General features: G+C 33.2%; 22 protein-coding genes and 3 pseudogenes. 7 read left to right on the top strand and 18 right to left on the bottom strand.

Features of this window, described 5'->3' with window-relative positions; all coding sequences use genetic code 11:
* Positions 1-155 precede the first annotated feature (155 nt).
* Positions 156-1,520 (bottom strand): saccharopine dehydrogenase family protein, encoded by a 1,365-nt coding sequence (locus tag ACZZZT_RS00690; RefSeq protein ID WP_463459105.1) that lies wholly within the window; start codon positions 1,518-1,520, stop codon positions 156-158.
* Between the two features lie 193 nt (positions 1,521-1,713).
* On the opposite strand from ACZZZT_RS00690, the gene ACZZZT_RS00685 reads away from it, so the two are divergent.
* Complete coding sequence (locus tag ACZZZT_RS00685) at positions 1,714-2,100, top strand: DUF423 domain-containing protein (protein WP_463459104.1); 387 nt, start codon at positions 1,714-1,716, stop codon at positions 2,098-2,100.
* Positions 2,101-2,304: 204 nt separating this feature from the next.
* Entirely contained in the window at positions 2,305-3,909 is a 1,605-nt protein-coding gene (gene pckA, locus ACZZZT_RS00680) for a phosphoenolpyruvate carboxykinase (ATP) (RefSeq protein ID WP_463459103.1), read from the top strand.
* A gap of 120 nt (positions 3,910-4,029) precedes the next feature.
* Here pckA and ACZZZT_RS00675 read toward each other — a convergent pair.
* Together ACZZZT_RS00675 and ACZZZT_RS00670 are read right to left on the bottom strand one after the other, a co-directional pair.
* A pseudogene (locus tag ACZZZT_RS00675) lies at positions 4,030-5,084 on the bottom strand (phytase).
* A 73-nt stretch (positions 5,085-5,157) separates the two neighbouring features.
* Positions 5,158-7,968 (bottom strand): TonB-dependent receptor, encoded by a 2,811-nt coding sequence (locus ACZZZT_RS00670; protein WP_463459102.1) that lies wholly within the window; start codon positions 7,966-7,968, stop codon positions 5,158-5,160.
* A 262-nt stretch (positions 7,969-8,230) separates the two neighbouring features.
* Between ACZZZT_RS00670 and ACZZZT_RS00665 the strand changes: the two genes are divergently transcribed.
* Positions 8,231-9,331, top strand: coding sequence for a DUF4407 domain-containing protein (locus ACZZZT_RS00665; protein ID WP_463459101.1), 1,101 nt, complete (start codon positions 8,231-8,233; stop codon positions 9,329-9,331).
* A 114-nt stretch (positions 9,332-9,445) separates the two neighbouring features.
* Here ACZZZT_RS00665 and ACZZZT_RS00660 read toward each other — a convergent pair.
* From ACZZZT_RS00660 to ruvC, 8 genes and pseudogenes are all read right to left on the bottom strand, one after another.
* Positions 9,446-10,173: pseudogene (locus ACZZZT_RS00660) on the bottom strand (PH domain-containing protein).
* A 71-nt stretch (positions 10,174-10,244) separates the two neighbouring features.
* Positions 10,245-10,616 carry an MmcQ/YjbR family DNA-binding protein gene (locus ACZZZT_RS00655; protein WP_302094392.1) on the bottom strand — a complete coding sequence of 124 codons (372 nt, stop codon included), beginning with the start codon at positions 10,614-10,616 and terminating at the stop codon, positions 10,245-10,247.
* Positions 10,617-10,623: 7 nt separating this feature from the next.
* Positions 10,624-10,974 (bottom strand): DUF4260 domain-containing protein, encoded by a 351-nt coding sequence (locus ACZZZT_RS00650; RefSeq protein ID WP_463459100.1) that lies wholly within the window; start codon positions 10,972-10,974, stop codon positions 10,624-10,626.
* Positions 10,971-11,375: a GNAT family N-acetyltransferase gene (locus tag ACZZZT_RS00645; protein ID WP_463459099.1), complete on the bottom strand. Its 405-nt coding sequence runs from the start codon at positions 11,373-11,375 to the stop codon at positions 10,971-10,973. Before ACZZZT_RS00645 ends, ACZZZT_RS00650 begins: the two co-directional genes overlap by 4 nt.
* Before the next feature lie 90 nt (positions 11,376-11,465).
* Complete coding sequence (locus tag ACZZZT_RS00640) at positions 11,466-12,527, bottom strand: DUF4421 family protein (protein WP_463459098.1); 1,062 nt, start codon at positions 12,525-12,527, stop codon at positions 11,466-11,468.
* Between the two features lie 64 nt (positions 12,528-12,591).
* A complete protein-coding gene (locus ACZZZT_RS00635; RefSeq protein ID WP_463459097.1) occupies positions 12,592-13,389 on the bottom strand; it encodes a cyclase family protein in 798 nt (265 codons plus the stop codon).
* Positions 13,390-13,462: 73 nt separating this feature from the next.
* Positions 13,463-14,620, bottom strand: coding sequence for a radical SAM family heme chaperone HemW (gene hemW / locus ACZZZT_RS00630; protein WP_463459096.1), 1,158 nt, complete (start codon positions 14,618-14,620; stop codon positions 13,463-13,465).
* Between the two features lie 116 nt (positions 14,621-14,736).
* Entirely contained in the window at positions 14,737-15,291 is a 555-nt protein-coding gene (ruvC, locus tag ACZZZT_RS00625; protein ID WP_026982724.1) for a crossover junction endodeoxyribonuclease RuvC, read from the bottom strand.
* 111 nt (positions 15,292-15,402) lie between these two features.
* Between ruvC and ACZZZT_RS00620 the strand changes: the two genes are divergently transcribed.
* Positions 15,403-16,329, top strand: coding sequence for a hypothetical protein (locus ACZZZT_RS00620; RefSeq protein ID WP_463462359.1), 927 nt, complete (start codon positions 15,403-15,405; stop codon positions 16,327-16,329).
* Positions 16,326-17,429 carry a glycosyltransferase family 2 protein gene (locus tag ACZZZT_RS00615; RefSeq protein WP_463459095.1) on the top strand — a complete coding sequence of 368 codons (1,104 nt, stop codon included), beginning with the start codon at positions 16,326-16,328 and terminating at the stop codon, positions 17,427-17,429. The genes ACZZZT_RS00620 and ACZZZT_RS00615 overlap by 4 nt, the downstream gene beginning before the upstream one ends.
* Here the strand turns inward: ACZZZT_RS00615 and ACZZZT_RS00610 are convergent.
* A pseudogene (locus ACZZZT_RS00610) lies at positions 17,396-17,919 on the bottom strand (hypothetical protein). The gene ACZZZT_RS00615 and the pseudogene ACZZZT_RS00610 sit on opposite strands and share 34 nt — an antisense overlap.
* Positions 17,920-18,392: 473 nt before the next feature.
* On the opposite strand from ACZZZT_RS00610, the gene ACZZZT_RS00605 reads away from it, so the two are divergent.
* Together ACZZZT_RS00605 and ACZZZT_RS00600 are read left to right on the top strand one after the other, a co-directional pair.
* Positions 18,393-18,893 (top strand): DUF456 domain-containing protein, encoded by a 501-nt coding sequence (locus tag ACZZZT_RS00605; protein WP_463459094.1) that lies wholly within the window; start codon positions 18,393-18,395, stop codon positions 18,891-18,893.
* Positions 18,894-19,171: 278 nt separating this feature from the next.
* A complete protein-coding gene (locus ACZZZT_RS00600; RefSeq protein ID WP_042563383.1) occupies positions 19,172-19,768 on the top strand; it encodes a DUF937 domain-containing protein in 597 nt (198 codons plus the stop codon).
* Positions 19,769-19,855: 87 nt separating this feature from the next.
* Here ACZZZT_RS00600 and ACZZZT_RS00595 read toward each other — a convergent pair whose 3' ends face one another.
* The 6 genes from ACZZZT_RS00595 to ACZZZT_RS00570 all read right to left on the bottom strand — a co-directional run bounded on the left by ACZZZT_RS00595 (position 19,856) and on the right by ACZZZT_RS00570 (position 24,259).
* Complete coding sequence (locus tag ACZZZT_RS00595; protein WP_042563384.1) at positions 19,856-20,764, bottom strand: pseudouridine synthase; 909 nt, start codon at positions 20,762-20,764, stop codon at positions 19,856-19,858.
* Between the two features lie 345 nt (positions 20,765-21,109).
* Positions 21,110-22,066, bottom strand: a complete 957-nt coding sequence (locus ACZZZT_RS00590; RefSeq protein ID WP_463459093.1) for a geranylgeranylglycerol-phosphate geranylgeranyltransferase — start codon at positions 22,064-22,066, stop codon at positions 21,110-21,112.
* Positions 22,067-22,167: 101 nt separating this feature from the next.
* Positions 22,168-22,719, bottom strand: a complete 552-nt coding sequence (locus ACZZZT_RS00585; RefSeq protein WP_463459092.1) for a DUF502 domain-containing protein — start codon at positions 22,717-22,719, stop codon at positions 22,168-22,170.
* 75 nt (positions 22,720-22,794) lie between these two features.
* Positions 22,795-23,733 carry a mevalonate kinase family protein gene (locus ACZZZT_RS00580; protein WP_073394788.1) on the bottom strand — a complete coding sequence of 313 codons (939 nt, stop codon included), beginning with the start codon at positions 23,731-23,733 and terminating at the stop codon, positions 22,795-22,797.
* A 2-nt stretch (positions 23,734-23,735) separates the two neighbouring features.
* Positions 23,736-24,041 (bottom strand): type II toxin-antitoxin system RelE/ParE family toxin, encoded by a 306-nt coding sequence (locus tag ACZZZT_RS00575; protein WP_073394790.1) that lies wholly within the window; start codon positions 24,039-24,041, stop codon positions 23,736-23,738.
* Positions 24,038-24,259: a hypothetical protein gene (locus ACZZZT_RS00570; RefSeq protein WP_042563389.1), complete on the bottom strand. Its 222-nt coding sequence runs from the start codon at positions 24,257-24,259 to the stop codon at positions 24,038-24,040. The genes ACZZZT_RS00575 and ACZZZT_RS00570 overlap by 4 nt, the downstream gene beginning before the upstream one ends.
* Between the last annotated feature and the right edge of the window lie 20 nt (positions 24,260-24,279).

Below are 24,279 nucleotides of genomic sequence, written 5' to 3'. Positions count from 1 at the left end.
GGTTCAAAGGTGCAGAGCGACAAAGTTTTTAGCTATTTCATGAAAACTTTGAACCTTTGAACCTTTGCGCCTTTAACAAAAAAATCCGCTTTCTTAAAAAGGAAGCGGATCAATTAAAAACTAAAAAAAATTCTCAAAAAAAAACTAAGCCATCACTAAAATAGATCAGGATTATAGCCGAAATAAGGCATGGTTTGTTCGTTAAAAATAACGCCATACTCTTCTAATTCTTTTAAAATAGGCAAATACACTTCTTTGTTTATAGGAAGCTGTACGCCTGGAGTTCTAATTTTTCCATTCAAAATTAATAAAGTTGCCATTGCTACAGGCAATCCAACGGTTTTTGCCATTGCCGTATAGGTTTGATCGTCTCCAATACAAACCATTTTTGAATCGATTTGTTTTTTCTTTCCATTTAATTCATAACCGAATTTATGGTACATTACAATCATATCTTTATCATCTGGTTCAAGTGCCCAGCTGTCTGAAAGTATTTTTTCTAATATTTGAGCCGGAGTTGCATTGGGAAGATTTACTTTTTTGTCAGGATTGAATAAATCCAATTCCAAAAGTTTGTCCCACATAATATCGTCCTGATCGATTTTTAAAATTAATCGTGTTTTAATTTCAACAGAATCTGTTGGGTGATACGGTAAAAATGAATTTGTAAACTGGCGGTAACTCATGTTTTCAGAATCTTCCATGATATAACTATCATCTGTCATGCCCAATTGCACAAACATATTCCATGCTTTCGAAAAACCAACTCTTCTGATGGTTCCTCTGTATAAAGTCAGTATATCATCTAAGCCATAAATTGATCTGTATTTTAGAGAATCCCGATTGGAATAAGCCTCAAATTTTCCGTAACCTTCGACTTCCAGAAATTCAGTTCTGCGGAATAATGTTCCGTACGGAATGTATTTATAAGTGCCTTCCTGAACAAATTTGGCCGCACCGCCTTGTCCGGCTAAAACGACATTTCTTGGTGCCCAGGTAAATTTATAATTCCAAAGATTGTTGTCAGATTCCGGAGCAACTAAACCGCCGCAAAAAGATTCAAAAAGCAGCATTTTACCACCTTTTGCTCTAATTTCGTCAATAACTTTCATGGCACTCATGTGATCGATTCCAGGATCAAGACCAATTTCGTTCATGAAAATTAAATTATTTTTTATCGCTTCTTCGTTTAATGCTTGCATGGCATCGCTAATGTATGATGCTGTTACAAGGTGTTTTTTAAATTCTAAACAATCTTTTGCAATTTCAATATGTAAATGAGCCGGCAACATCGAAATAACGATTGACGCTTTTTCTATGGCCGCTTTTCTTTGTTCGGTATCAAAAATATTTAAAGCAATTGGAGTTGCATTGGGATGATTTTGTGTCTTTTTTTCGGCCAAAGCCAAAGATAAATCAGCTACAACCAAATGCAGGTTTTCACTTTCTGATTTTAATAACAAATACCGTATCAATGAAGAGGCTGACCTTCCGGCTCCAAAAATTATAATGCTTCTCATATTTTATATTTATAACACAAATATATTAAATTGTTATAAATATAACAATCAAATTAATTCAAAAAAATGAAATCTTTTTTATTTCAGATAAAATACTAAAGAATTCTTTTTCGTGAAAACATTTTCAGAAAGTAGAAAAGCTTTTCCAATAGTTTGAAGTATTTTTGTATACAAATTGAAAGTATAGAAAAATATGAAAAGAAAAATTATCCTTACTGGTGCTTTTATAGGAATGTTAGCTATTATTTTAGGGGCTTTTGGAGCGCATTTGCTAAAGAAATATTTATCTGTTGAGCAATTGGTAACTTTTGAAACCGGAGTTCGCTATCAAATGTATCACGCTTTCTTTTTATTTTTTCTTTCTACAAGAAAAGAACTTTCTCAAAAAACGATAAAAGCCATCTATAATTTAGCCGTTGCCGGTGTAATTTTATTTAGCGGATCTATCTATTTATTAGCTACAAAAAATCTTACAGTTTTCGATTCTAAAATTATCGTATTCGCAACACCTTTGGGTGGATTTTTATTAATTCTTGCTTGGTTGGGATTATTTGTTAGTATTTTGAGGCAAAAATCATAAAATACCGAATAAAAAATTCTATCTAAAAATTAATCTTTAATTTTGTCTCATAAATAACATAAAACATTACTTATGTGAGTTTTTGTTGCTTTTTATCAATATTGATAAAAAATATAACAATTCAATATCTTTAGGCTAACTGCTTAAAGTTCAAAGTAAAATATGTTTGTGCAATAAAAAAATAATATACACAACTACAAATTTATGGACACTAACACACTTTTCACGCAATCGATTTCGCTTTCTGAATTAGGAATTGAAAATGCCAAGGTTCACTATCAATTATCTGCAGACGAATTGCATGCAATTACAGTGCAATCAGGACAAGGTGTTGAGAACTCTACAGGAGCGCTGGCAATTAATACGGGTGAATTTACAGGGCGGTCTCCGCAAGATCGTTTTATCGTAAAAGACAGCATAACAGAAGATAAAGTTTGGTGGGGAAATGTAAATATTCCGTTTTCATCAGAAGCTTTTGAAAAATTATATAATAAGGTAACACAATTTTTATCGAATAAAGAAGTATTTGTTCGTGATGCATATGTTTGTGCAGATCCAAATTATAGACTAAATGTTCGTGTGGTTACAGAAACGGCGTGGTCTAATTTGTTTTGTTACAATATGTTTCTAAGACCAGAAGATTCTGAATTAGCCAATTTCACACCAGAATGGACCGTAATTTGTGCGCCAAGTTTTATGGCAGATCCTGCTGTAGACGGAACACGTCAGTCTAATTTTGCTATTTTAGATTTTACTAAAAAAGTTGCATTAATAGGAGGAACAGGTTATACTGGAGAAATGAAAAAAGGAATTTTTTCTGCTTTGAACTTCATTTTACCGGTTTTCGAAAATACATTACCAATGCACTGCAGCGCCAATGTTGGTGAAGCGGGAGACACTGCTATTTTCTTCGGATTGTCAGGAACAGGAAAAACAACTTTATCTGCAGATCCTGATCGTAAATTAATTGGTGATGATGAACACGGCTGGACGGCTGAAAATACTGTTTTCAACTTTGAAGGTGGTTGTTATGCGAAAGTGATTAACTTATCTGAAGAAAATGAACCGGACATTTTTAGAGCGATCAAAAAAGGAGCTCTTTTAGAAAATGTGGTTTTTAAAGCTGGAACAAACGAAGTAGATTACGATGATGTTTCTATCACTCAAAATACGCGTGTAAGTTATCCAATAACACATATTGATAATATTCAACCGGGATCTATTGGGCATAATCCTAAAAATATATTTTTCTTAACGGCAGATTCTTTCGGAATTTTGCCTCCAATTTCAAAATTGACTCCAGGTCAGGCAGCTTACCATTTTATTTCAGGTTATACTGCAAAAGTTGCCGGAACAGAAGCGGGAGTTACAGAACCACAACCTAACTTTTCAGCATGTTTTGGAGCACCATTTATGCCTTTGCACCCAACTCGTTATGCTGAAATGCTGACTAAAAAAATGAAAGATGCAGACGTAAAAGTTTGGTTAATCAACACTGGTTGGACAGGTGGTGCATACGGAACAGGAACGCGTATGAAACTAAAATATACTCGCGCCATGATTACAGCTGCATTAAAAGGAGAACTTGATAATGTAGCGTTTGAAAATCACGCAGTATTTGGAATTGCAAAACCACAATCTTGCCCGAATGTTCCAAGTGAAATTTTAAATCCGAGAAATACTTGGGAAGATCCTGAGTTATACGATAAAAAAGCAATCGAATTGGCACAGAAATTCAAAGCGAATTTTGCCAAATTTGAAGAGTTTGCCAACGCTGAAATTTTAGCTGGTGCACCTAAAACAGAATAAGGGAAGTTACTAATTCAAATTTAAAAAAGCTGTTCAGTGATGAACAGCTTTTTTTGTTTTGTTTCAGGTTTCAAAGTTTCAGGTTTTAGTTTGAACCTGAAACGTGAAACAAAAGACAACTTATTTCTTCCTGTCGATACGTTTTTGCATTAAATCCCAGGCATAATAATGGAAAGTCATTCCGTTGCTCATGGCTACGAAAAGCCCGTTGTTGTATTTTCCTCCTAAGTTTACGCTTGTTACATCGGCACCATCACATTCTATAGTTGAAGTTGGAATTTCTGCCAATAAAGGATATTCGTTTGGATTTCCTTTTGCACCTTCTCTTGGGTAAACCATAAAGGTATTCGACTGTTGGTTAGAGACTAAAATATATCCTGTAGAATCTGTTTTTTTGTAAATCGCGATTCCTTCGTTGTCTGCTTTGAAACCTGTTTTTCCAAAAAGAACCAATTCTTTATTATCATTTAAAGTAGGATCAGCTTTGTATTTTCTGATTCCGAATTGTTCGTCGCAATACAAAACAGTTCCTAATTCGTTATCAACAGCAATGGCTTCGATTTCTTTTTTCCGCTGTAAGCGCCGAATTTTCTAACCATTTTTGCTGTTGCAAATTTTCCAGCGCCAGAAAGTTCATATTGCCATAAATAACTTCCTGGAGGTCCTGATTTTCTTCCCACAATAGCAAAAATCTTTTTATCGCTCGGGCGTGTGTACAACGCAATTCCCATTGGGTCACGTAATTCTTCACCTTCAAAAACAGCAATTCCGCCATTGTCAATTGGGTTTAAATCAGGTAAACTAAAAATTCTTATTTTATTGCTTTCACGTTCTGTCGTAACGGCAACGTCTACTTTTTTTCCATCGATTAGTAAACCGTAAGCGATATCAACATTATTTGGACGTTTTAAAGTGATTGATTTTTTAAGGATTTTTCCATTTAAATCAAAGGCATACAAACCGCCGTCTGTATCTTTATCTGTCCCCACGATTATGCTTTTTGCAGCGTCTGTTGGGTGAATCCAGATTGAAGGATCATCTGTGTCGTGTGGTAAAGCTTCGGTAACAGCTGTTGGCTTTACGGCATTTGCGGCAACGGGCGCTAATTTATCGTCCTTACAGGCTATTAATAAAGTGCTTAAAAGGAAAAAAGCGAGTATAGATTTATGTTTCATTATGATTTTCATTTAATAAAATTAGACAGAGCCGTTAAGTCCTGTCTAATTTAAGAATTTTATAAATTGATTATTACAAGTCAAACTTCAAACCGAAATTATATCTCGCCTGATAGAATTCTGCTTGTTTAGTATGCGCTTCTACACCTTGGTAGTAACGTAATGGTTGGTTGGTTAAATTGTTGGCTTCGGCAAAGATGCGAAGGTGCGACGTAATTTTATAAGAAGCATTGGCATCTAAGAAAAATTGTTTGTCATAATAACTGTCTTTGTATGATTCTGAACCTAATTCATCTAAATAATCAGAAGTGAAATTGGTTGAAATTCTGGCAGAAAAACGTTTGTTTTCCCAAGATAATGATCCATTAAACATATGTGGCGTTGTGCCTGGAAGACTAATGTCGTTTCTTTCATTTCCGTCTTCATCTGCAATTCCTTTTGCTTTCGATTTGGTGTAAGTATAGTTCAAATAAATACCAAAACCTTTCAAAAATTTCCCCGGCAAGAAATCTAACTGACGTTGAAAAGCAACTTCAAATCCGTAAACATCAACAGTATCTCCGTTTCTTGATTGTACAAATGACCAGTTTTCGCCAGCCGGAATCGGATTTGCCTGATTAGGGAAATCTGCAGCAAATTTTGCATCAGTATATTGATTGTCACTGTAATTGTAGATGAAATCATTTAATCTTTTGTAGAAAACACCTCCGGAAATTAATCCAACAGATTTGAAATAATTCTCGGCCATGAAATCATAATTGTAGGAGTACGTTGCATCAAGATCCGGATTTCCTGCAGTAATTTCTTTATCAGCAGCAATATTGTTTACATAAGGCGCAAGTGCATAATAGTTTGGTCTGGCCAAAGCTGTAGTAGCAGCCGCTCTTAAAACTAAATCTTTCGTGGCATTATATTGAAATGAAATACTTGGCAATACATTGGTATAAGCATTTGTAGTATTGATTTTGCTCTCTAATTCTTCTTCGTCAAGAACGCGATTTCCGGTGTAATCGATGTGCGTATTCTCTACACGAACACCTAACACCATCGAAAGGTTATCGTTAAAATCCTGATCCCATCTTACATAAGCTGCATAAATGTTTTCTTTGGCATTATAATTTACCGCTAAAAATTCTGCAGGATCTGCTTCTTTATCAAATAATGCTGAATTATTCAAATCAAGACTTCCTAAGAAACTTGCCGAAGCAAAAGTTCCCGGAACATATTTACTTCCCGGATTGAAGTTTTTCCCATCATAAAAACTAGTTGGAATTTCAGATAATAAATCCATTCCGCCGTTTACAGGTTCATAAGAATAGAAAACATTATTTCTTTCTTTTTCTTTCATTCTCAAGCGAAGTCCCGTTCTGATTCTTCCTTTTTCTGAAGCAATAATAGAGAATGGAAAACGGATGTTTACTTTTGCGCCAAATTCGCTTTCGCTGGTTTCATCTGTGTTTTCTGTAACCGAATTAAATTCGAATTGATCAACCGCTTCTCCGGTTGGTGTAACCAAAGGAAATCTCAAATCAGATAAATCCTGAGACATTTCCAAACCTGTCTGACGGTATTCGATATAACGCTCTCCCGGGCGATATTCTCTGGCTTTTGCGTAATTGGCAGACCAGTCTAAATCTAATTTTGAGTTGATTAAATGTTCACCACGAATAGAATAATTCTGAACGCGTTGATCTTCTAATCTTCTGTTTTTGTTTCTGTCGCTGTCCACTCCACCTTTTGTCTGGCGTTTTACACGACCTTCAAAACCAGTAATAGTTTCACCATCGTAAATGGCTTCAATATCATCATAAGTTGTTCTAAAACGGTTTTCTCTGTCATCTCTCCAGTTATAAATAGCATTGGCAAAAATGGTATTGTTTTCGTCAAATTTATAATCTAAAGCAACAGAACCGCTGCGGCGAATACGCTGAACATCATATTTTCTAATTTCAGAAGCCTGAACAAATTCATTTCCAAAATCGTCCTTTACCCATTCGTTCTCCACATCATCAGAACCATAATTTACATTATTATATGATCCGCTAAAAACAGCGCCTAATTTATTATCGAAAAAACGATTTCCGTAAACCAAACCTGCTGTATAAGTAGCGTGTTCGCGAATTGGCATAAAACCTCCAGCAAGAGTGGCAGAAATTCTTTCGCCGTTTGGAGTTGCTCTTGTTACTAAATTTACAGAACCTCCAATCGCATCAGCATCCATGTCTGAAGTTAGCGTTTTATTTACTTCGATAGTCGAAATCATATCAGAAGGAATCAAGTCCATTTGTACGTTTCTGTTGTCTCCTTCTGCAGATGGAATTCGGTCTCCATTTAAAGTCACCGAGTTCAGGGACGGAGCCAAACCTCTGATAATAATATTACGTGCTTCACCCTGATCATTTTGCATTGTGATACCCGGAACACGTTTTAAAGCGTCACCAACGTTGGCATCAGGAAAACGCCCCACCTGATCTGATGAAATTACGTTTCCAATATTTTTGCTGTTTTTTTGTTGATTTAATGCTTTGGCCTGACCTTTTAAGATGTCTCCAACAACAACCTCATTCAACTCTGTTCCTGAAGTTTTAAGAGCAAAATCAAGAACGTTATTTTTGCCTTGTTCAACCGTAATTTCGTGTGTTATTGGCGTATATCCAATATATTTTACAGTAACCTGATACGTTCCAATATTGATATTAAGCAATTCAAATCGGCCATTGTAATCTGAAACCGTGTATTTGTTGTCACCAACAATTTGAATCATTGCTCCTGGCAAAGGTAATTTGTCATCGGCATCTAAAACCTTTCCAGATATTATGGCCTTTTGAGCATAACCGGATAAGGTTAATAAAAAGAATGTTACTACTAAATAAAAATTTTTCATTGTGTTTGGTTTGTTTTGTTGCGAAACTAGAACCTTAGTATTACTAAAACCATTGAAAAAAATTAACATACTGTTATGATTGGAGGCAAAAATTCAAATGGTATTAATATTTAAATAACATTTAAGTAGCAAATAATTGATTCACAACTAAAAACAAATCAACTATTTAAGGCAGAATTAAATTTTTGGCGTTAAATTTGCCCTATCACACGAGCCCGAAGGGCGAACTGACGAAGTAATCATCAATCAAAAATCATCAATCATGTTAAAACAATTTTTTATCCTTTGTTCTGGAGCCGACAGAGATGTACTCGAAGGCTGCTCCGAAGGCGAACAAACCAAATATGTTGGTATTGGGGCCACCGTTTTTTTTACTGCCGTTATGGCTTTTCTTGCCAGCGCTTATGCACTTTTTACTGTTTTTGACTCTATTTATCCGGCTTTAATTTTTGGGTTTGTATGGAGTTTACTAATCTTTAATTTAGATCGGTTTATTGTTTCGACAATTAAAAAAAGAGATCGCTTTATGGATGAATTCCTGCAGGCGACTCCCAGAATTATACTGGCGATTATTATCGCAATTGTAATTTCTAAGCCTTTGGAGATTAAAATTTTCGAAAAAGAAATCAATACCGTTTTATTGAAAGAAAAAAACGAAATGGAATTGGCGAACAAAAAGCAAGTAGGCAATTATTTCAAATCTGATTTAGATAAAAATAAAGCTGAAATAGCTTCTTTAAAAGCCGATATTCTGACGAAAGAGAAAGAAGTAAACGCACTTTATTCAACTTATATTACCGAAGCCGAAGGAACTACGGGAACAAAAAAACTGGGTAAAGGTCCGGTTTATAAGGAAAAACGCGAAAAGCACGATGCATCTTTAAAAGAATTAGCCACTTTAAAAACAACTAACGAAGCTAAAATTGCCGAGAAAGAAAAAACAGGAAAACAGTTGCAAGCTGATTTAGATAAAAAAGTATTGCAAACACAGCCTATAATTGAAGGTTTTGACGGTTTAATGGCCAGAATTAATGCATTGAATAAATTGCCGTGGCTGCCTTCATTTTTTATTATGCTGTTGTTTTTGGCAATTGAAACTTCTCCGATTATTGCAAAATTACTAGCTCCAAAAGGCGAATTTGATTTTAAACAAGAAGAAGCCGAAACGGCAATGAAAGCTACTTTGGTACAAAATAAATACCAGCGTGAATTATTAGTAAAAACCAGCGCCGAAATGCACGACAAAGTGTATGCTGATATTTCGGAAGACAAAAACCTGTACGATCTGCAACGCAAAAAAGCAACAGAGTTATTAGAACTTCAAGCACATAATTTTGTGGAAAAACAGAAAGCTACGTTTTAGTCAAAAGTTGGAAAGTCCAAAGTCAATCAGATTGTGTAAAAGTAAAAGCCAGAATAGTATTTCTATTCTGGCTTTTAAACTTTTGACTTTATGACTTTCGACTTAAGACTAATTTTACATATAGCTTAAAATTTCTTTTTTATAAGCATCATATTCACCTTGCATGATTAATCCGTTATCAAGAAGTTTTTTGTAATTCTGTAATTTATCAAAAAGTTCTTCTTTAGATAATTCGCTTAGTTTACGATCTCCTGTAGACGTAGAAGGTTGAGTTGGTTGAATTGGCTCATAAGTTTCATATGAAGGAGAAGGAGTTGTAGCCGGTAAAATTTCAGCGTAATTGGTTACTTCTTCAGTTTCTACTTCTTCGATTTCATCTTCAATATCATCTATTTCCTCAACAATTGGTTGAGCAGTTTCTATAGTTGGAGCTGATATTATAACCGGATTTTTAAGTAAATCTAATTGTTCTTTAGCGTAAGTATATATTTTTCGGGCTTGAATTTTCGGAATATAATCAATCGAAATTGACAAATCAGTATTGGTATTAAATGAGAATTCTGATCCCAGAATATTTTCTTTTACAAAAGCACCGGCGATATCATCCCAAGTGTAATCTGTGAAATTCATTGATAAACCTAAATTTTTAGGAACACAAATAATGATTCTTTTATTGGTCAATACAATGCTATCCGGAAAAACAGTAATTGCGGGTTTTTTTGAACCGCTATATAGCCAACTTCTTCGCCTTTCATCAATAAATCGTTGAGTTTCGAAGTGATTTTTTCAATCGCTTTTGGATCTTGTTCTTCGTTCAGAAATTTTTTAAATTGTTCTTTCATGGTTGTAAAAGTTGCTAAGTTATATAGAAACTAAGTTGCTAAGTTTTTTTCTTACCGTGCAAATGTAATGCCTAATTTTCTAATTCGATAATTTCATTCTGAATTTTCTTGGTCAAACTTTTGAAAACCAAATCATACGAATGATCAATGAGTTCTTTTACAAATTTGACTGGTAAATTTCCATTTAGTGCAATGGTATTCCAATGTACCTTACTCATATGAAAGCCTGGTTTTATCTCGTCATATTCCGCCCGCAATTCCTGGGCACGTTCAGGATCACATTTTAAATTGACTGCCTGCTCATTTTTCTCCCATTGAGAAAGGGAAGATAGAGCAAATATTTTTCCGCCAACTTTAAAAACCAAAGTATCTTCATCAAAAGGAAAATGTTCTGTTGCGCCTTTTTTAGAAAGACAATATTCATAAAACGTCTCTAAATTCATATTTTATTTATTTACCAATTTCACCTAAATGAGTGTACTTAAAACCTTGTTCATATTTCAAACCATAACCAAACATTCGATCCATTGCCGAATGCGAAAATAAGATTACACCAACAAGTTGCAATGATTCTGATTTTAGATAACAGCCTGTTAAATAAATTAAAACTGCAATTCCTCTGTGATGAAATATATTATACATAAAGGCTCCTGTTTTATTATTAAAAACGTAACCCAGCATCGAAAAATCGGGCGCGAGAATCAAAACCAAAAACCACCACCATTGATAATCCAGAAGACTAAATAAATAGATTCCGAGAATAAATAAACCAACTTCTTCTAATTTAATAACTGTTTTCATAGTTTCTTTTCCATCATTTTTTCAGGATGTTCTAAAGGTTTAAAGCCAAATTTCTCATATAAAAAATGAGCATCAGTTGTTGCCAAACGCCAAATTTTAATGTCTTTTAAAGTCGGTTCGTTCATCATTTTTTCAATTAAAACAGACGAATAACCTTTACCGCGATGTTCTTCTGTAATGAAAACATCCATTACGTAACCAAAAACCACATAATCTGTAATGACACGTGCAAAACCAATTTGATTGTCATCTAAATAAATTCCAAAACAAACCGAAGTATCAATTGTAGTCTGCACTTCCTGGATAGTTCGGCCCGCAGCCCAATAAATATCCTTTAGAAAGTTTTGTACAAACGGAACATTAAGTTTGGTTTTATCGGTCGAAACGGTAATCTTATTCATGGTAATTTTTGCATTTCATTAATCTATAATTAGGTTCTGATATGCTAAGAAAACTTAGCTTCTTAGTATCTTAGAACCTTAGCCGCTATTTTATTTCATTTTAATTTTTTCGTCAATTTTTTCAATTGGTTTACTCACAAATTCGGGAGCATCAAAACGGTAGCCAAAATACAATAATCCGTAGATTTTACCATTTGTAATTACCGTTGTTTTATCCTGATTATACGAACTATCATCAAAGTTTAAACTTGCCCCGCAAAGTATGCGATTGCTATTATAGCCTATTTTAATACCGCCTTCAATGTTTCGGGTAAAGTATGTATCCTTTTCAATAGTTTCAACTCCTGCATTAATACTTTTATCATGTAAAAATTTCACACCAATCGAAGGTGATAAATGTGGAGCAATATAAAAGTTTTTATGAATAATGAAGTTATAATAATATCCTGCGGCCAGTCGAACATCGAATTCTTTTTGTTTTCCATTAAGATCATCGAATTTCGAAAGAATTCTGTTATAGTTGTAAATCAGCGACGGAATAAAGCTTCCGGCACTCTTTTTTTGCCATTCGGTGAACGAAGTTATACTTTTAAGGGAGAATTTTGGATTAAAAAGATACGATGTCGACATTCCGTATTGCACGGTTTTAAAATCCGGAAACTTAAGATACGGATCTTTTCCTTCAACCCAATTCGGGTCAAATTCAGACATATTTTCTACGTAATATCCTCTTGTTTTGCTAAATGAAGCCGTTTGAAGCCATCTTCCTAAAAAGAACCGAAAATTATAATCAGAGAAAGAAGATTTTCCTTTTAAGTCTTCATCTTTATTTCCGCCAAAAAACTTCGGGTAAAAACCATAACTAAAACCGATAAATTTATAATCGATACTTAAAAAAAGTTTGTAACTATTATTGGTTTCTAAATCCAGATTTGGACCGTTTTTATTGGTCAGTAAATAAGTATCGTTTTGAGTACTTACATTTGCGCGAACCATTATTTTATCAGGATAATAAATAAAATTGACCGTGTCTTTTTCAGGTTTATTCTGGCTGAATAATTTTGGAGAGTTAAAAACAAAAAGCAGAAATGCACATGTAAAAATGGCATTCAGATTCGTTCGATTTAAACTTTGTTTCGTGGCTGTTTTCAATGCAGATAATTAAGCATTAGTAATCATAAAACTACTAATTTAAAAATCAATTATCAACTAATTATCAAAAGTTTGCGATCGAATACAAAACAGGTTTACTCGGACTTGCATCATTTTCAAATGAAGCGATTTGAAGATTTAGCAAATAATTTCCATCTTCAATTTCATTCGGCACAAAAATCATTTCTGTAATTGTGGCTTCAAAACGTGCGTCATTATTTAAGTTGTGTGTGTCTTTTACGTTCCAAAAAGCTTTGTGTGCCAATAATTTTCCTTCGTCATGTTCTTTGTCAACACTTGGCAAATCGATTAATAAATGCTGAATCTCGCTTTCGCGGATGAAAATTGCAGCTTCTTCAGACAAATATGGTGGATTTGAATTTGAATATTTTCTTGATTTTTTGTCTTTTTGGTTTGGGAGCGTTCTAATTATTAAAGCCCCGTTTGTCGTGCTGAGCGATCCCGAGGCTTCGGGAGAAGCACTTATTGCATTAAGCGCAGTCAAAATTTGTTTTTTTGTGATAACCAAATCATCTCCAATTTTTTCGGGTTCAACTGTAATCAATTTGGCAAAAAAGAAAAATTGTTTTAAAGACTGATTAATGCTATAAAAATCATTCGTAATATGTCCCAAACATTCCGTGTGCGTGCCATGCCCATGGGGATTGAAGAAAATATTATTGAAGTTGGTTGATGATTTTCCTTCAGAAACTTTCCCAATCCAATCTCCAAAGACAACTGGTTCAATAACCGGTTTTTCGATATACCACGCAATTGGGTTTTCGTTTGTATTTGTTAATGGGATTGAAATATCAATGGGTTTTGATAAGTCGATTTCGAAGTTGTTGATTTTTGCTAACACAAATTAAGGTTTTATGCCGCAAAGGCGCTAAGTCACAAAGTTTATTTGCGTCTTTGTGTCTTTGTGGCAAATTTTATTCTTCCAAATTTAAGTAAAAGAGATCACTTGCAATTCCATCTGTTAAAAATTTTCCTTTTGCGGTTGGTTTTAGGATGTTATTTTCGATGAAAACCAAATCGTCATTTAAGAATTTCTGAACCTGTTTTTTTAGATAATCCAGATATTCCAAACCAAATTCTTGTTCTATTCTGTGTAAAGAAACGCCCCAAATAGTTCGTAATCCTGTCATAACATATTCATTATAGCGATCAGATTTCGATAGAATTTCGGTTTCAATTGGTAAAATATTTTCCTGAATTGATTTTAGATAAAGTGAATTATTGGCAATATTCCACCCTCTTTTTTTGCCGTCATAACTATGTGCCGAAGGGCCAATGCCGATATATTTTTTGCCCAGCCAATACGCCGAATTATTTTTAGAGAAATAATTTTCTTTTCCAAAATTCGATAATTCATAATGAATAAACCCATTCTTTTGAAGCGTTTCCACCAAAATCAGAAAATGATTCGAAGCTACTTCGTCTTGTGGTTCAGCAATTTTTCCGGTATCGATTAGTTTTCTTAAAGCCGTTTTCGGTTCAACCGTCAAAGCATAACTCGAAATATGCGGAATACCAAAACTCAAAGCTGTTTCAATATTTTGTTTCCACATTTCGTCGCTCATTCCAGGAATTCCGTAAATCAAATCGAGCGAAATATTGTCAAAATATTTAGTAGCCTCTTTTAAACAATTTATGGCTTCCGCCGAATTATGCGCACGATTCATCATCTTCAAGTCATCTTCATAAAAAGACTGAATTCCAATACTCAAGCGGTTTATCGGACTTTTTGATAATTCGAAAATTCGTTCTGAAGATAAATCATCCGGATTTGCTTCTAGCGTAATTTCAGGATTTTCGATAACATTATAGTTTTTATAAACTTCAGCAATTAAAAAGTTGATTTCTTCATTACTCAAAACAGAAGGCGTTCCACCGCCAAAGTAAATGGTTTCAATTTGATTGTCACTTTGAGCGGAATCAAGAAGATTAAACTCATTTTTGCGCATGCCTATTTCTTTGGCTAAAGCCAAAACCATTTCGTCTTTCTTTTTCATCGAAGTCGAAAAATGAAAGTCGCAATAGTGGCAAGCCTGTTTGCAAAAAGGAATATGGATATAGATACCTGACATTTTAATTAGATAATTAGTCAATTTGATAATGAGATAATGTAATGTTGAATGTTTAAATTATACAATTAGTTATTCTCAATTTAAGAATTATCTAATTATCTAATTGACACATTATCTCATTTCCTAACTTTGTCTTCATTTTGTTTCACAAAAGCATCCCAACCCGAATAACTTTTCCCGGCAACGATTTTTCCTGAGTTAAAAAAGTGACATACCGCAGCAGCCAAACCATCTGTTGAATCGAGGTTTTTAGGTAATTCTTTTAAACCTAAAAGTTGTTGCAACATTTTGGCAACCTGTTCTTTACTGGCATTTCCGTTTCCGGTAATCGCCATTTTTATTTTTTTAGGTTCATATTCTGTAATCGGAATATCTCTCGAAAGTCCCGCTGCCATTGCTACACCTTGTGCGCGTCCCAACTTTAACATCGATTGTACATTTTTACCAAAGAAAGGCGCTTCAATCGCAATTTCATCCGGATGATGCGTTTCGATTAATTCGATGGTGCGCTCAAAAATGATTTTCAGTTTTTGGTAATGATTATCGTATTTGGACAATTGCAACTCATTAAGCTGCAAAAACTCCATTTTTTTATTGATTACTTTAATCAATCCAAAACCCATGATTGTAGTTCCCGGGTCGATGCCTAATATGATGCGTTCTTTTGTCAAGTGATTTTGTTTCAGGTTTCAGGTTTCAAGTTCGAAAGTTGCTAGAAAAATGCTATAATTCATTTTCTAATTTTCAAATTGCCACATTTTCAAATTGATTACTTTTGCAGCATGATTTCAATTCCTCACAAAGCTAAGCAATTCCTTGTTCTTCTAGTCAAACTTTTGATTGTAGGTGGCGCATTTTACTTTATTTATAATCAGTTGGCGAATAACGACAAACTCGACTGGCAAAAATTTATTACGCTGTTTCGTAAAAATCAGTCGGTTTTAGGAATTGGATTTATATTGCTTTTGAGTGTTTTAAATCGATATTTCGAAATTTTAAAATGGCAGAATCTGGCCAAAGTCATTCATGAAATTTCATTAGGCGAAGCTACAAAACAAGTTCTCGCTGCACTTACAGCCGGAATTTTTACGCCAAACGGAGTAGGAGAGTACGCAGGAAAAGCATTATACTACCCAAAGGCAGAAGCAAAAAGAGTAGTTTTCCTAAACTTAATCTGCAACGGAATCCAGATGATTTTAACGGTTTTATTTGGAACAATTGGCTTGTTATTTCTCGGATATTGGAAATGGGTTTTGGGAATAATCGCAATATCTTTTTTCTTTATCCTATTTTCTGTAGTCTTTAAAAAGATTAAAATCAAAGGATATTCCATTGAAAAATTGATTCATAAAATCAATGAAATTTCCAAACCAATTCATCAAAGAAATATCTTTTTAGGCATATTGCGTTATTTGGTTTTCTCGCATCAATATTACTTTTTGTTTTTGGCTTTTGATGTCGATTTGCCTTATTTCACGTTGATTTCAACAATTGCGGTTGTTTATTTTTTGGCCTCATCATTACCTACTTTTCAATTTTTGGACTTTGCTGTAAAAGGAAGTGTAGCCGTTTATTTCTTCGGAATTTTAAACGTAAACGAATGGATTGTTGTTTTTATAAGTACCTTGATGTGGTTCTTAAATGTGGTTTTGCCTGTTGTTTTAGGAAGTTATTATGTGTTGAATTTCAAAACTAAAAGGGTAGAATGAGTTTAATTTTATTTGTCATATTAAAAATTTATATAATAAGTATCAGTTTACTTATTTATGGTTTTACACGAATAAAAAAATATCAGAAAACAGATTTTAAACCAAAAACCAGTTTTACAATTATAGTTCCTTTCAGGAATGAAGAAAAGAATTTACCCAAACTTTTAGATAGTTTCGCAAAACTCAGTTATCCAAATAATTTGTTCGAAGTCATTTTGGTGGATGATAGTTCTAATGAAAAGTTTCAGGTTTCAGGTTTCAAGTTTCACGTTAGTTTAATTGACAACATAAGAATTTCAAATTCACCTAAAAAAGATGCCATTTCCACAGCTATGCAGCACGTAAAAACCAATTGGGTTATTACGACCGATGCCGATTGTATTGTGCCTGAAAATTGGCTTTTAACGTTTGATAATTACATTCAGCAAAACAATGTTTCCATGTTGGCAGGAGCGGTTTCTTATCAATGCGAAAATTCATTTCTGCACCATTTTCAGCAATTGGATTTAACGAGTTTACAAGGAGCCACAATTGGAAGTTTCGGAATTAAAAAAGCATTTATGTGTAACGGAGCCAATCTTGCTTACACAAAATCATTGTTCGAAAAACTAAATGGATTTGATGGAAATAATAAAATTGCAAGTGGCGATGATGTTTTTTTACTGCAGAAAGCCGCAGATTTATTTCCTGATGAAGTTCATTATTTAAAAGCTAAAGAAGCAATCGTTTTAACCAAACCAACTGAAAACTGGAAATCCCTGTTTCATCAAAGGGTACGTTGGGCAGCAAAAACAAGTTCGTATCAAAGCACTTTCGGAAAATCTTTAGGATTAATCGTTTTCTTTGGAAATCTAAGTTTTGTTATTGGATTTATACTCTTGATTTTCGGAATCTGGTTCTGGCAACTTTTAGTTTTATTTGTTTTCCCAAAGTTTATTGTTGACTTTGTTTTGCTTTGCTTAACAAACCAATTTTTAACAAATAAAAGATTGCGCTATTTATTTTTGAGTAGTTTATTCTATCCTTTTTTCAGCACGTGCGTAGCTTTGTATAGTTTGTTTGGTTCTTACGAATGGAAAGATCGACGGTTTGTGAAATAAAAACTATTTTTTTCTTCTTTCGCCTTAATAATTATAGGCAAAATCAATTGTGTTTTTACCGGAACTCCGCGTTTTATAGCAGGATTTACTTTTGGAAAATCAACCAAACGAGCCTGTAAAATACTATCAATTTTAATTGTATCATATGCTACCGAATCCTTAGAAAACTGAGGTTCAAATTTCATTGAAGAGTTAGGAAATATAGTTACTTTCACCTCAATTGTATCAAGTTCTGGATATAGAATGGAAAGTGTATCAATGTCTAGTTTTTCCTGAATAAGCTGTGCCATTACTTCAAAAAGCATTGTTGGCGCAGTTTTTTGTCGTTTACTTTTTCACAATCGACAACCGATGGGAATTCGTCAACTTCTTTCCAATTGATAGATTTTAGTTCTTTTTGAAGCAATTCTTTTTCAGACGGAATCTGCTTCTCAAAGTATTGACAAGAACTAATAAATAGTAGGATTATAAAAAATGGGAACTGCTTCAAGATTATGATATTGTATTGAACTAATTATATTTATAAAAATACGATTATTTTTTTTGGTTAGCTTTATAATCTAAATATTCTTCATAGCTTTCAGAAAGCCATTTTTCTTTATTTTGTTCTGCAACTTCTTTTTGGTCAGGATATAACTTTGCCAATCGATCAGAAAAAGTAGCAATTTGAACAGTATAAGTATAGAATTCTGTTTTACTTAAAACTAAGTCGGGATTATTTTTACTGGAAAAATATTCAAAAAAAGTGAATCAAATTCTTTCATCGAGAAATTTAAAACCTTTTTCTTATTACTTTTATATATACTGTCCTGAAGTAATTGATCGTCAACAGACAGTTTTTTATTTTGCGCATAGGCATTATTATTGATCATAAAGATCAAAGTGCACATAAAAAATAATTTAAAAACACTGTACATTGTCTAATTTTTCTGACGGTTTGCGGGCAAATTTACAAAAAAATAAATGGATTTACTATTGTTAATACTCGGTTTTGTATGCGTAATTGTTGGTGTTTTTGGTAGTTTTCTGCCTTTTTTACCGGGACTTTCCAGTTGTTGGGTTGGTTTGTTATTATTGTATCTTACAAAAGCTGTCGAAAATAATTATTGGATATTAGGAATAACACTTTTAATTACAGTAATCATTACAATTTTGGATTATGTTATTCCCGCACGCGGTACAAAAAAGTTTGGCGGAAGTTCATATGGAGTCTGGGGAACAAACATTGGACTAATTGTTGGAATCATCGCTCCCATACCATTTGGGGTTATAATTGGGCCTTTTGTAGGTGCATTTGTTGGAGAGATGATATACGATTCTAAAAATCATACTCGTGCAATAAAAGCGGCAACAGGTTCGTTATTGGGTTTTTTGGCCTCAAGCTTCATTAATTTCCTCTTTTGTATTATTTTTCTTGGCGTTTTTTTAAATATAGTTTGGCAAAACAGATTTTTATTGTTTTAATCGTCAAATTTATGTTAATATTTTTCCTATATTTTTAGTATTTTTTAAAAAATAACATTTTTTTAATTTATATTTTTTATTTCTTTTTGATAACGAAAGGGTTATGTTCATTGAGACTTTTAGAATTTCGCCAAAAAAAGCGTTAAAAAAACGTTCTTCATTTTTAACTTATTTTTTGGAAATGTTAAAATATTTTATATTTTTATCACGATAAACGATGAAAAGCCCCACTTAGTCGATTATTTTGAATGGATTTAAATAATTTTAAAACTAAACATATGACTCCTAACCTACAAATTGAACTTAGACGTTTTATTTCTTCTAATGTTGTTTCTAAATTAAATAAGTTTTATTTCGAAAATGATGCCCTCTTGATAAAGGGAATTGATGTTTCAATCGGAACCGTTCTAATGGGATTGTACAATAAAGCCGAGGAGTCGGGTTTTTATAAAAACATAGTCACACTATTAGAAGATAATTCAACATTTTACGGAGAAGTTGACTTTACTTCAGGAAGAATTTTATCAGTAGATGATTGTTACAGAATCGAAGGAAACGAGTTGCTTAAAGAGATTTTTAGCAATAAAAAAGGAAGAATTTCTGAAATGATCTCAAACGAAGTAGGAATTAAAAGTGAAACAGCACGCGAAATCCTTAATTTTTCTGCGTTACTAGTTGTTTCTTATCTTAAAAACAATTCACAGTTAATTAAAAATCTGAAATTATTGTTAGAAGATCAAAAACGTGATATTCTAAACAGTATTCAGCCGGGAATAAAAATCATCCTTGGATTCTCTTGCCACGAAACAGTTGAAGAAAAAAATCAAGCCATGGGAAGATCCGTTTTCACACTTTTTGGACATAACTTTTTCTAGAATTCCCATATAATCATATACTTAAATAAAAAAATCCCATTTTACAAAAGTAAAACAGGATTTATATTGCCTAATTTGAAGCGTTTCTTAGACGTTCTTCAAATTTATAATTTCTTGCTCGGTCAAAAAACGCCAGTTACCTCTTGGTAAATTCTTTTTGGTTAAGCCAGCAAATGATACACGATCGATACGTAAAACATCATAGTCAAAGTTTTCGAAAATAGCCCGAACCACTTTTACATTTGATGAACGCAGTTTTAAGCCAATTTCGCTTTTAGGTTCATTATCAATATAACTAACCTCTTCAACAAACACACGATGTCCGTCAAGAACTAAACCTTTGCTGATTTTTTCTAAATCTTCAAATTTTAAATTTTTATCTAACGAAACTTGGTAAATTTTAGACGATTTTTGACTCGGTAAAGTAAATTTACGAATCATATCCGTATCGTTTGTAAATAATAATAAACCAGTTGTGTTCTTGTCCATTCTTCCAATCGGAGCAATTTTTGCCGTAGTAGAACCGCGTACAAGTTCCAGAACGTTACGATATTCCTGACCTTCATCAAGAGCAGTTGTAAAGTTTTTAGGTTTGTTCAACAAGATATATTCCTTCTTTTCAGGAGTCAAAGTAACGCCGTCAAAATTTACAACATCGTTTAATTTTACTAAATAACCCATTTCAGTAACCGGAACGCCATTTACTTTAACGTTTCCAGACTGGATATATATATCGGCATCACGACGTGAACAAACACCTGAATTTGAGATGTATTTGTTCAAACGAATTTCGTCTGCTGCTTTTTGTCTTTTCGGAGCCTGATTCTGTTTTTTGATTTTTTCTGCCTTTTCTTCTTCAGCAGCCTTAACAGCAGGTTTCACTTTTTTTGGCCCTTGCGCACGTTTCGCCATAGGAGGTTTTGGCTTGCTAGAGTTTGATCTTGAGCTATTTGGTCTCGATCCGCCTCTTTTATTATTGCCTTCCTTATTGTTCATAAATTCTGTAATTTGTGCAAAGATAGTTTATTCTTGCTAAATAATCCTAAGTTCATTGTTCTTAGATTAATAGCTATTTTTAATTGAAGTTATAGAAGCAGCACAATTGGCTTTTTTTCAGGCATGGTTTCCCGCTTTTCACTTCAATCTTTTATTTTTTAAAGAAAAAAATAAAAGGATTTTCGCTGCAATCGGGGCTAGTTTCAAACATTAGGCTTCTTTTAAACATTTTGAAAAAGCTATTTCACAAAGATTCACAAAGTATTTCACGGAGATTCACAAAGAGCAAAAAGAAATCCGCGTAAATCTGCCTAAATCCGCATCATCCGCGTGCCATTTAAAACCCTAAAATCGTGAAATCAAATTCTTCCCATGCCACAAAACACTCGGATTAATCAAAACAATGCAAAAAACACCCGAAACAATCAGGAATTTTAAAACATTATGAAGCAGTAAATATTGTTCCTTAGAGTTTGATTTCCATAAATAAATGAGAAAAAACAGCAAGGCAATAAAACAGATGTAAAAGTAAATATCCATATAGCCCACATCATAAATATTAACCAAAACATAAACCGGAACTACGGTCATAAAAGTTAAAACCGTAATAATTTGTTTTGAAACCGTTTCGTTATACAATATCGGAATCGTTTGATAATCGTTTGCCAAATCACCTTTTAGGTTTTCCAGATCCTTGATCATTTCCCTAATCAGCAACAATAAAAACAAAAACATGGCATGTGCCGAAATTACTGCAAAATGACTCATGTGATTTTCGATTTCTTCAAATAAAATTTTGTTATAGAAGTACAATAAAATCGCAAAAAAAGGTACAACTGCCAGCAAAGCCGAAGTTAGATTGCCAATAATCGCGTATTTTTTTATTTTATGAGAGTAAAACCAAATTAGAAAAATATAAGCCGAAAAAAATAAAAAAGCCCGCCATGAAACAATCAGCGCCATTAAAACTGCGAGAAAATTCAAACTAAAATAAACCGATAATTTTGTTTTCTGGCTCACCAATCTATCGAGCATAGATTTGTTTGGCCTGTTGATTAGATCTTTCTGACTGTCGTAAAAATTATTAATAATATAGCCAGAGGCAATCGTAACTGCGGAAGCAAAAACAATCAAAAACAAGTTGAAATCTAGTAAAATATCCAGGGCTCTTTTTTCCGGAGCCAATATAAAGATCGCCGATAAATATTGTGCCAGGACAATAATAGGAATGTTGTAACCTCTTACTACAGAGAACAGACCAACAATTTTCATTACTAAAAGTTTGTGCTGTCTGCTTAACATTTTTTGATTTAAATTTTGGAATTGGGGTCTAATTTAAGATTTTTTACCGTAGGAAACAGGTGGTCAAAGTTTATTTTTTAATAATTCCTTAGATCCGTAGCCTAATTTTCTAATACAGGCCAAAGCTTGTTTTTGTGAGATTCCAACTTCTTTAATGTCTTTTTTTCTACAAAAACTACAGAACCACTCCACGGATTTGGAGCATCGGGAATAAATACGACAGAGTTGTTTTCATCTATCTGTTCAATCAAAAATGCAAATTGCAAGCCTGCATCTGTAGGAACTAAAATGACTTTTAAATCCTCGTTGGATTCAAATCCCATTATGTTTTCATTCATTTTTTTCATGAACGAATAACCGGGAACAAAGCTTAAAATTCCGTTTTCTAATCTGTGAATCAATTTTTGTGCATAGGTAGTTTTAGCAACCAAACCAGCAGCAAAACAAATAATCACAATAATTAAAATCGCGACAATTTCTTCTATTGCCAATCCTAAAACTTTTACTTTTGGAAAATGACTAACAATCGGATTTGTAATTTTTTGAATAATACCAAATCCTTTTTCTAAAAGAATAAGCAATAAAATTAACGGTGCTAAAAATACAATTCCTCCTAAAAAAGTTGCTTTAATAATTTTTAAAATACTTTTCATATTAAATAACTTTTAGAGTGTAACTTAGAAAAGGATATTCAAATAAGCGTAATTTTTTAAAGTGGCTTAATTTTTTTAGAATTGGTAAACAACTTCTAATTTGTAATCTTTCAAAGATGCTTTAGCACGTTCTAAATCTTCTGTGAAGCCCAGAATATAACCGCCGCCGCCAGAGCCACAAAGTTTCAGGTAATAGTCATTTGTATCAATTCCGTTTTGCCAAATTCCGTGAAATTGTTCAGGAATCATTGGTTTAAAATTATTTAAAACGACTTTAGAAAGTTTTTTTGTATTGGTAAACAATGATTTCATGTCGCCATGCAAAAAGTTTTCTACGCAGGCATCCGTATATTTTACAAATTGGTTTTTAAGCATCGTACGGAACCCTTTGTCTTTTAGGTTTTCCATAAAAATGTTTACCATTGGCGCTGTTTCGCCAACAATTCCGGAATCTAATAAAAATACAGCCCCTTTTCCGTCAAAACTTTGAGTCGGAATTCCGGTTGCTTCAATATTATCTTTAGAATTTATTAAAATTGGGATACTCAAATAGCTGTTTAAAGGATCTAAACCAGAACTTTTTCCGTGAAAAAAGCTCTCCATTTGAGAAAATATATTTTTTAGCTGTAACAGTTTTTCACGAGTTAAATTCTCTAAAACTGTTATTTTTTGAGTAGCATATTTATCATAAATAGCCGCAACAAGAGCGCCGCTGCTGCCTACTCCGTATCCTTGCGGAATACTTGAATCGAAATACATGCCTGTTTCAACATCATTTTTTAGACTTGCCAAATCAAAAGAAACCAATTCAGGCTGTTCTGTCTGTAAAGTTTCAAGATAAGTTACAAAACGTTTTAAACTTGCATTTGATGCTATTGCTTCTGCCGAAGGATCTTCGATTTTCTTCAACGCACCATTGTAAAAATTATAAGGAATAGAAAGTCCTTTAGAGTCGCGAATAATTCCGTATTCTCCAAAGAGTAATATTTTTGAGTAAAATAATGGTCCTTTCATATTTATTTTATGTCTTTCTTAATTTTATTTGGGTCTTGTCGTGTGTCGAAAATGGAATGAATTCTAATTTCATTTGAACCAAAACTATACAAGAGACTTGATTGTTTTGTTACGACACATTTTCGATATTTTTTATTTATTGATGATTTTGGAAAAATTTCAGGATTCATGCTAATTATTGAAATTGCTTTTTGAAATTTCACAAGAAACATTTCTTTCGATTTTTTAGACCATCTTGCTTCAATAAAATTTAAAACAGCATCTAAATTCTCTTCAGCTGTTTTTGAAATATTTATTTTAAGATTCACTCCTTATATTTTTTCATCACATCTTCAAAGCTTTTAAATTCTCCTCTTTCAAATTCTAATTCACTTTGAGCGACATCTTCTTTCTGGGCTTCTGTCAAATCATCCCACCAATCATTTTTCTCCTGTCTTAGCAATCTTGCAACAGCCATAATAAGTGCAGGATCATTAGTTTCCTTCAACATATTCATTGCATTGAGTTTCTCTAATTGAATGTCCATAACATAAAATTTTAATTAAA

It is taken from the genome of Flavobacterium sp. AC274, assembly GCF_979258275.1.
Note: the sequence above shows the minus strand (reverse complement) of the source record. Positions and strands in the feature narration are given on the sequence as shown.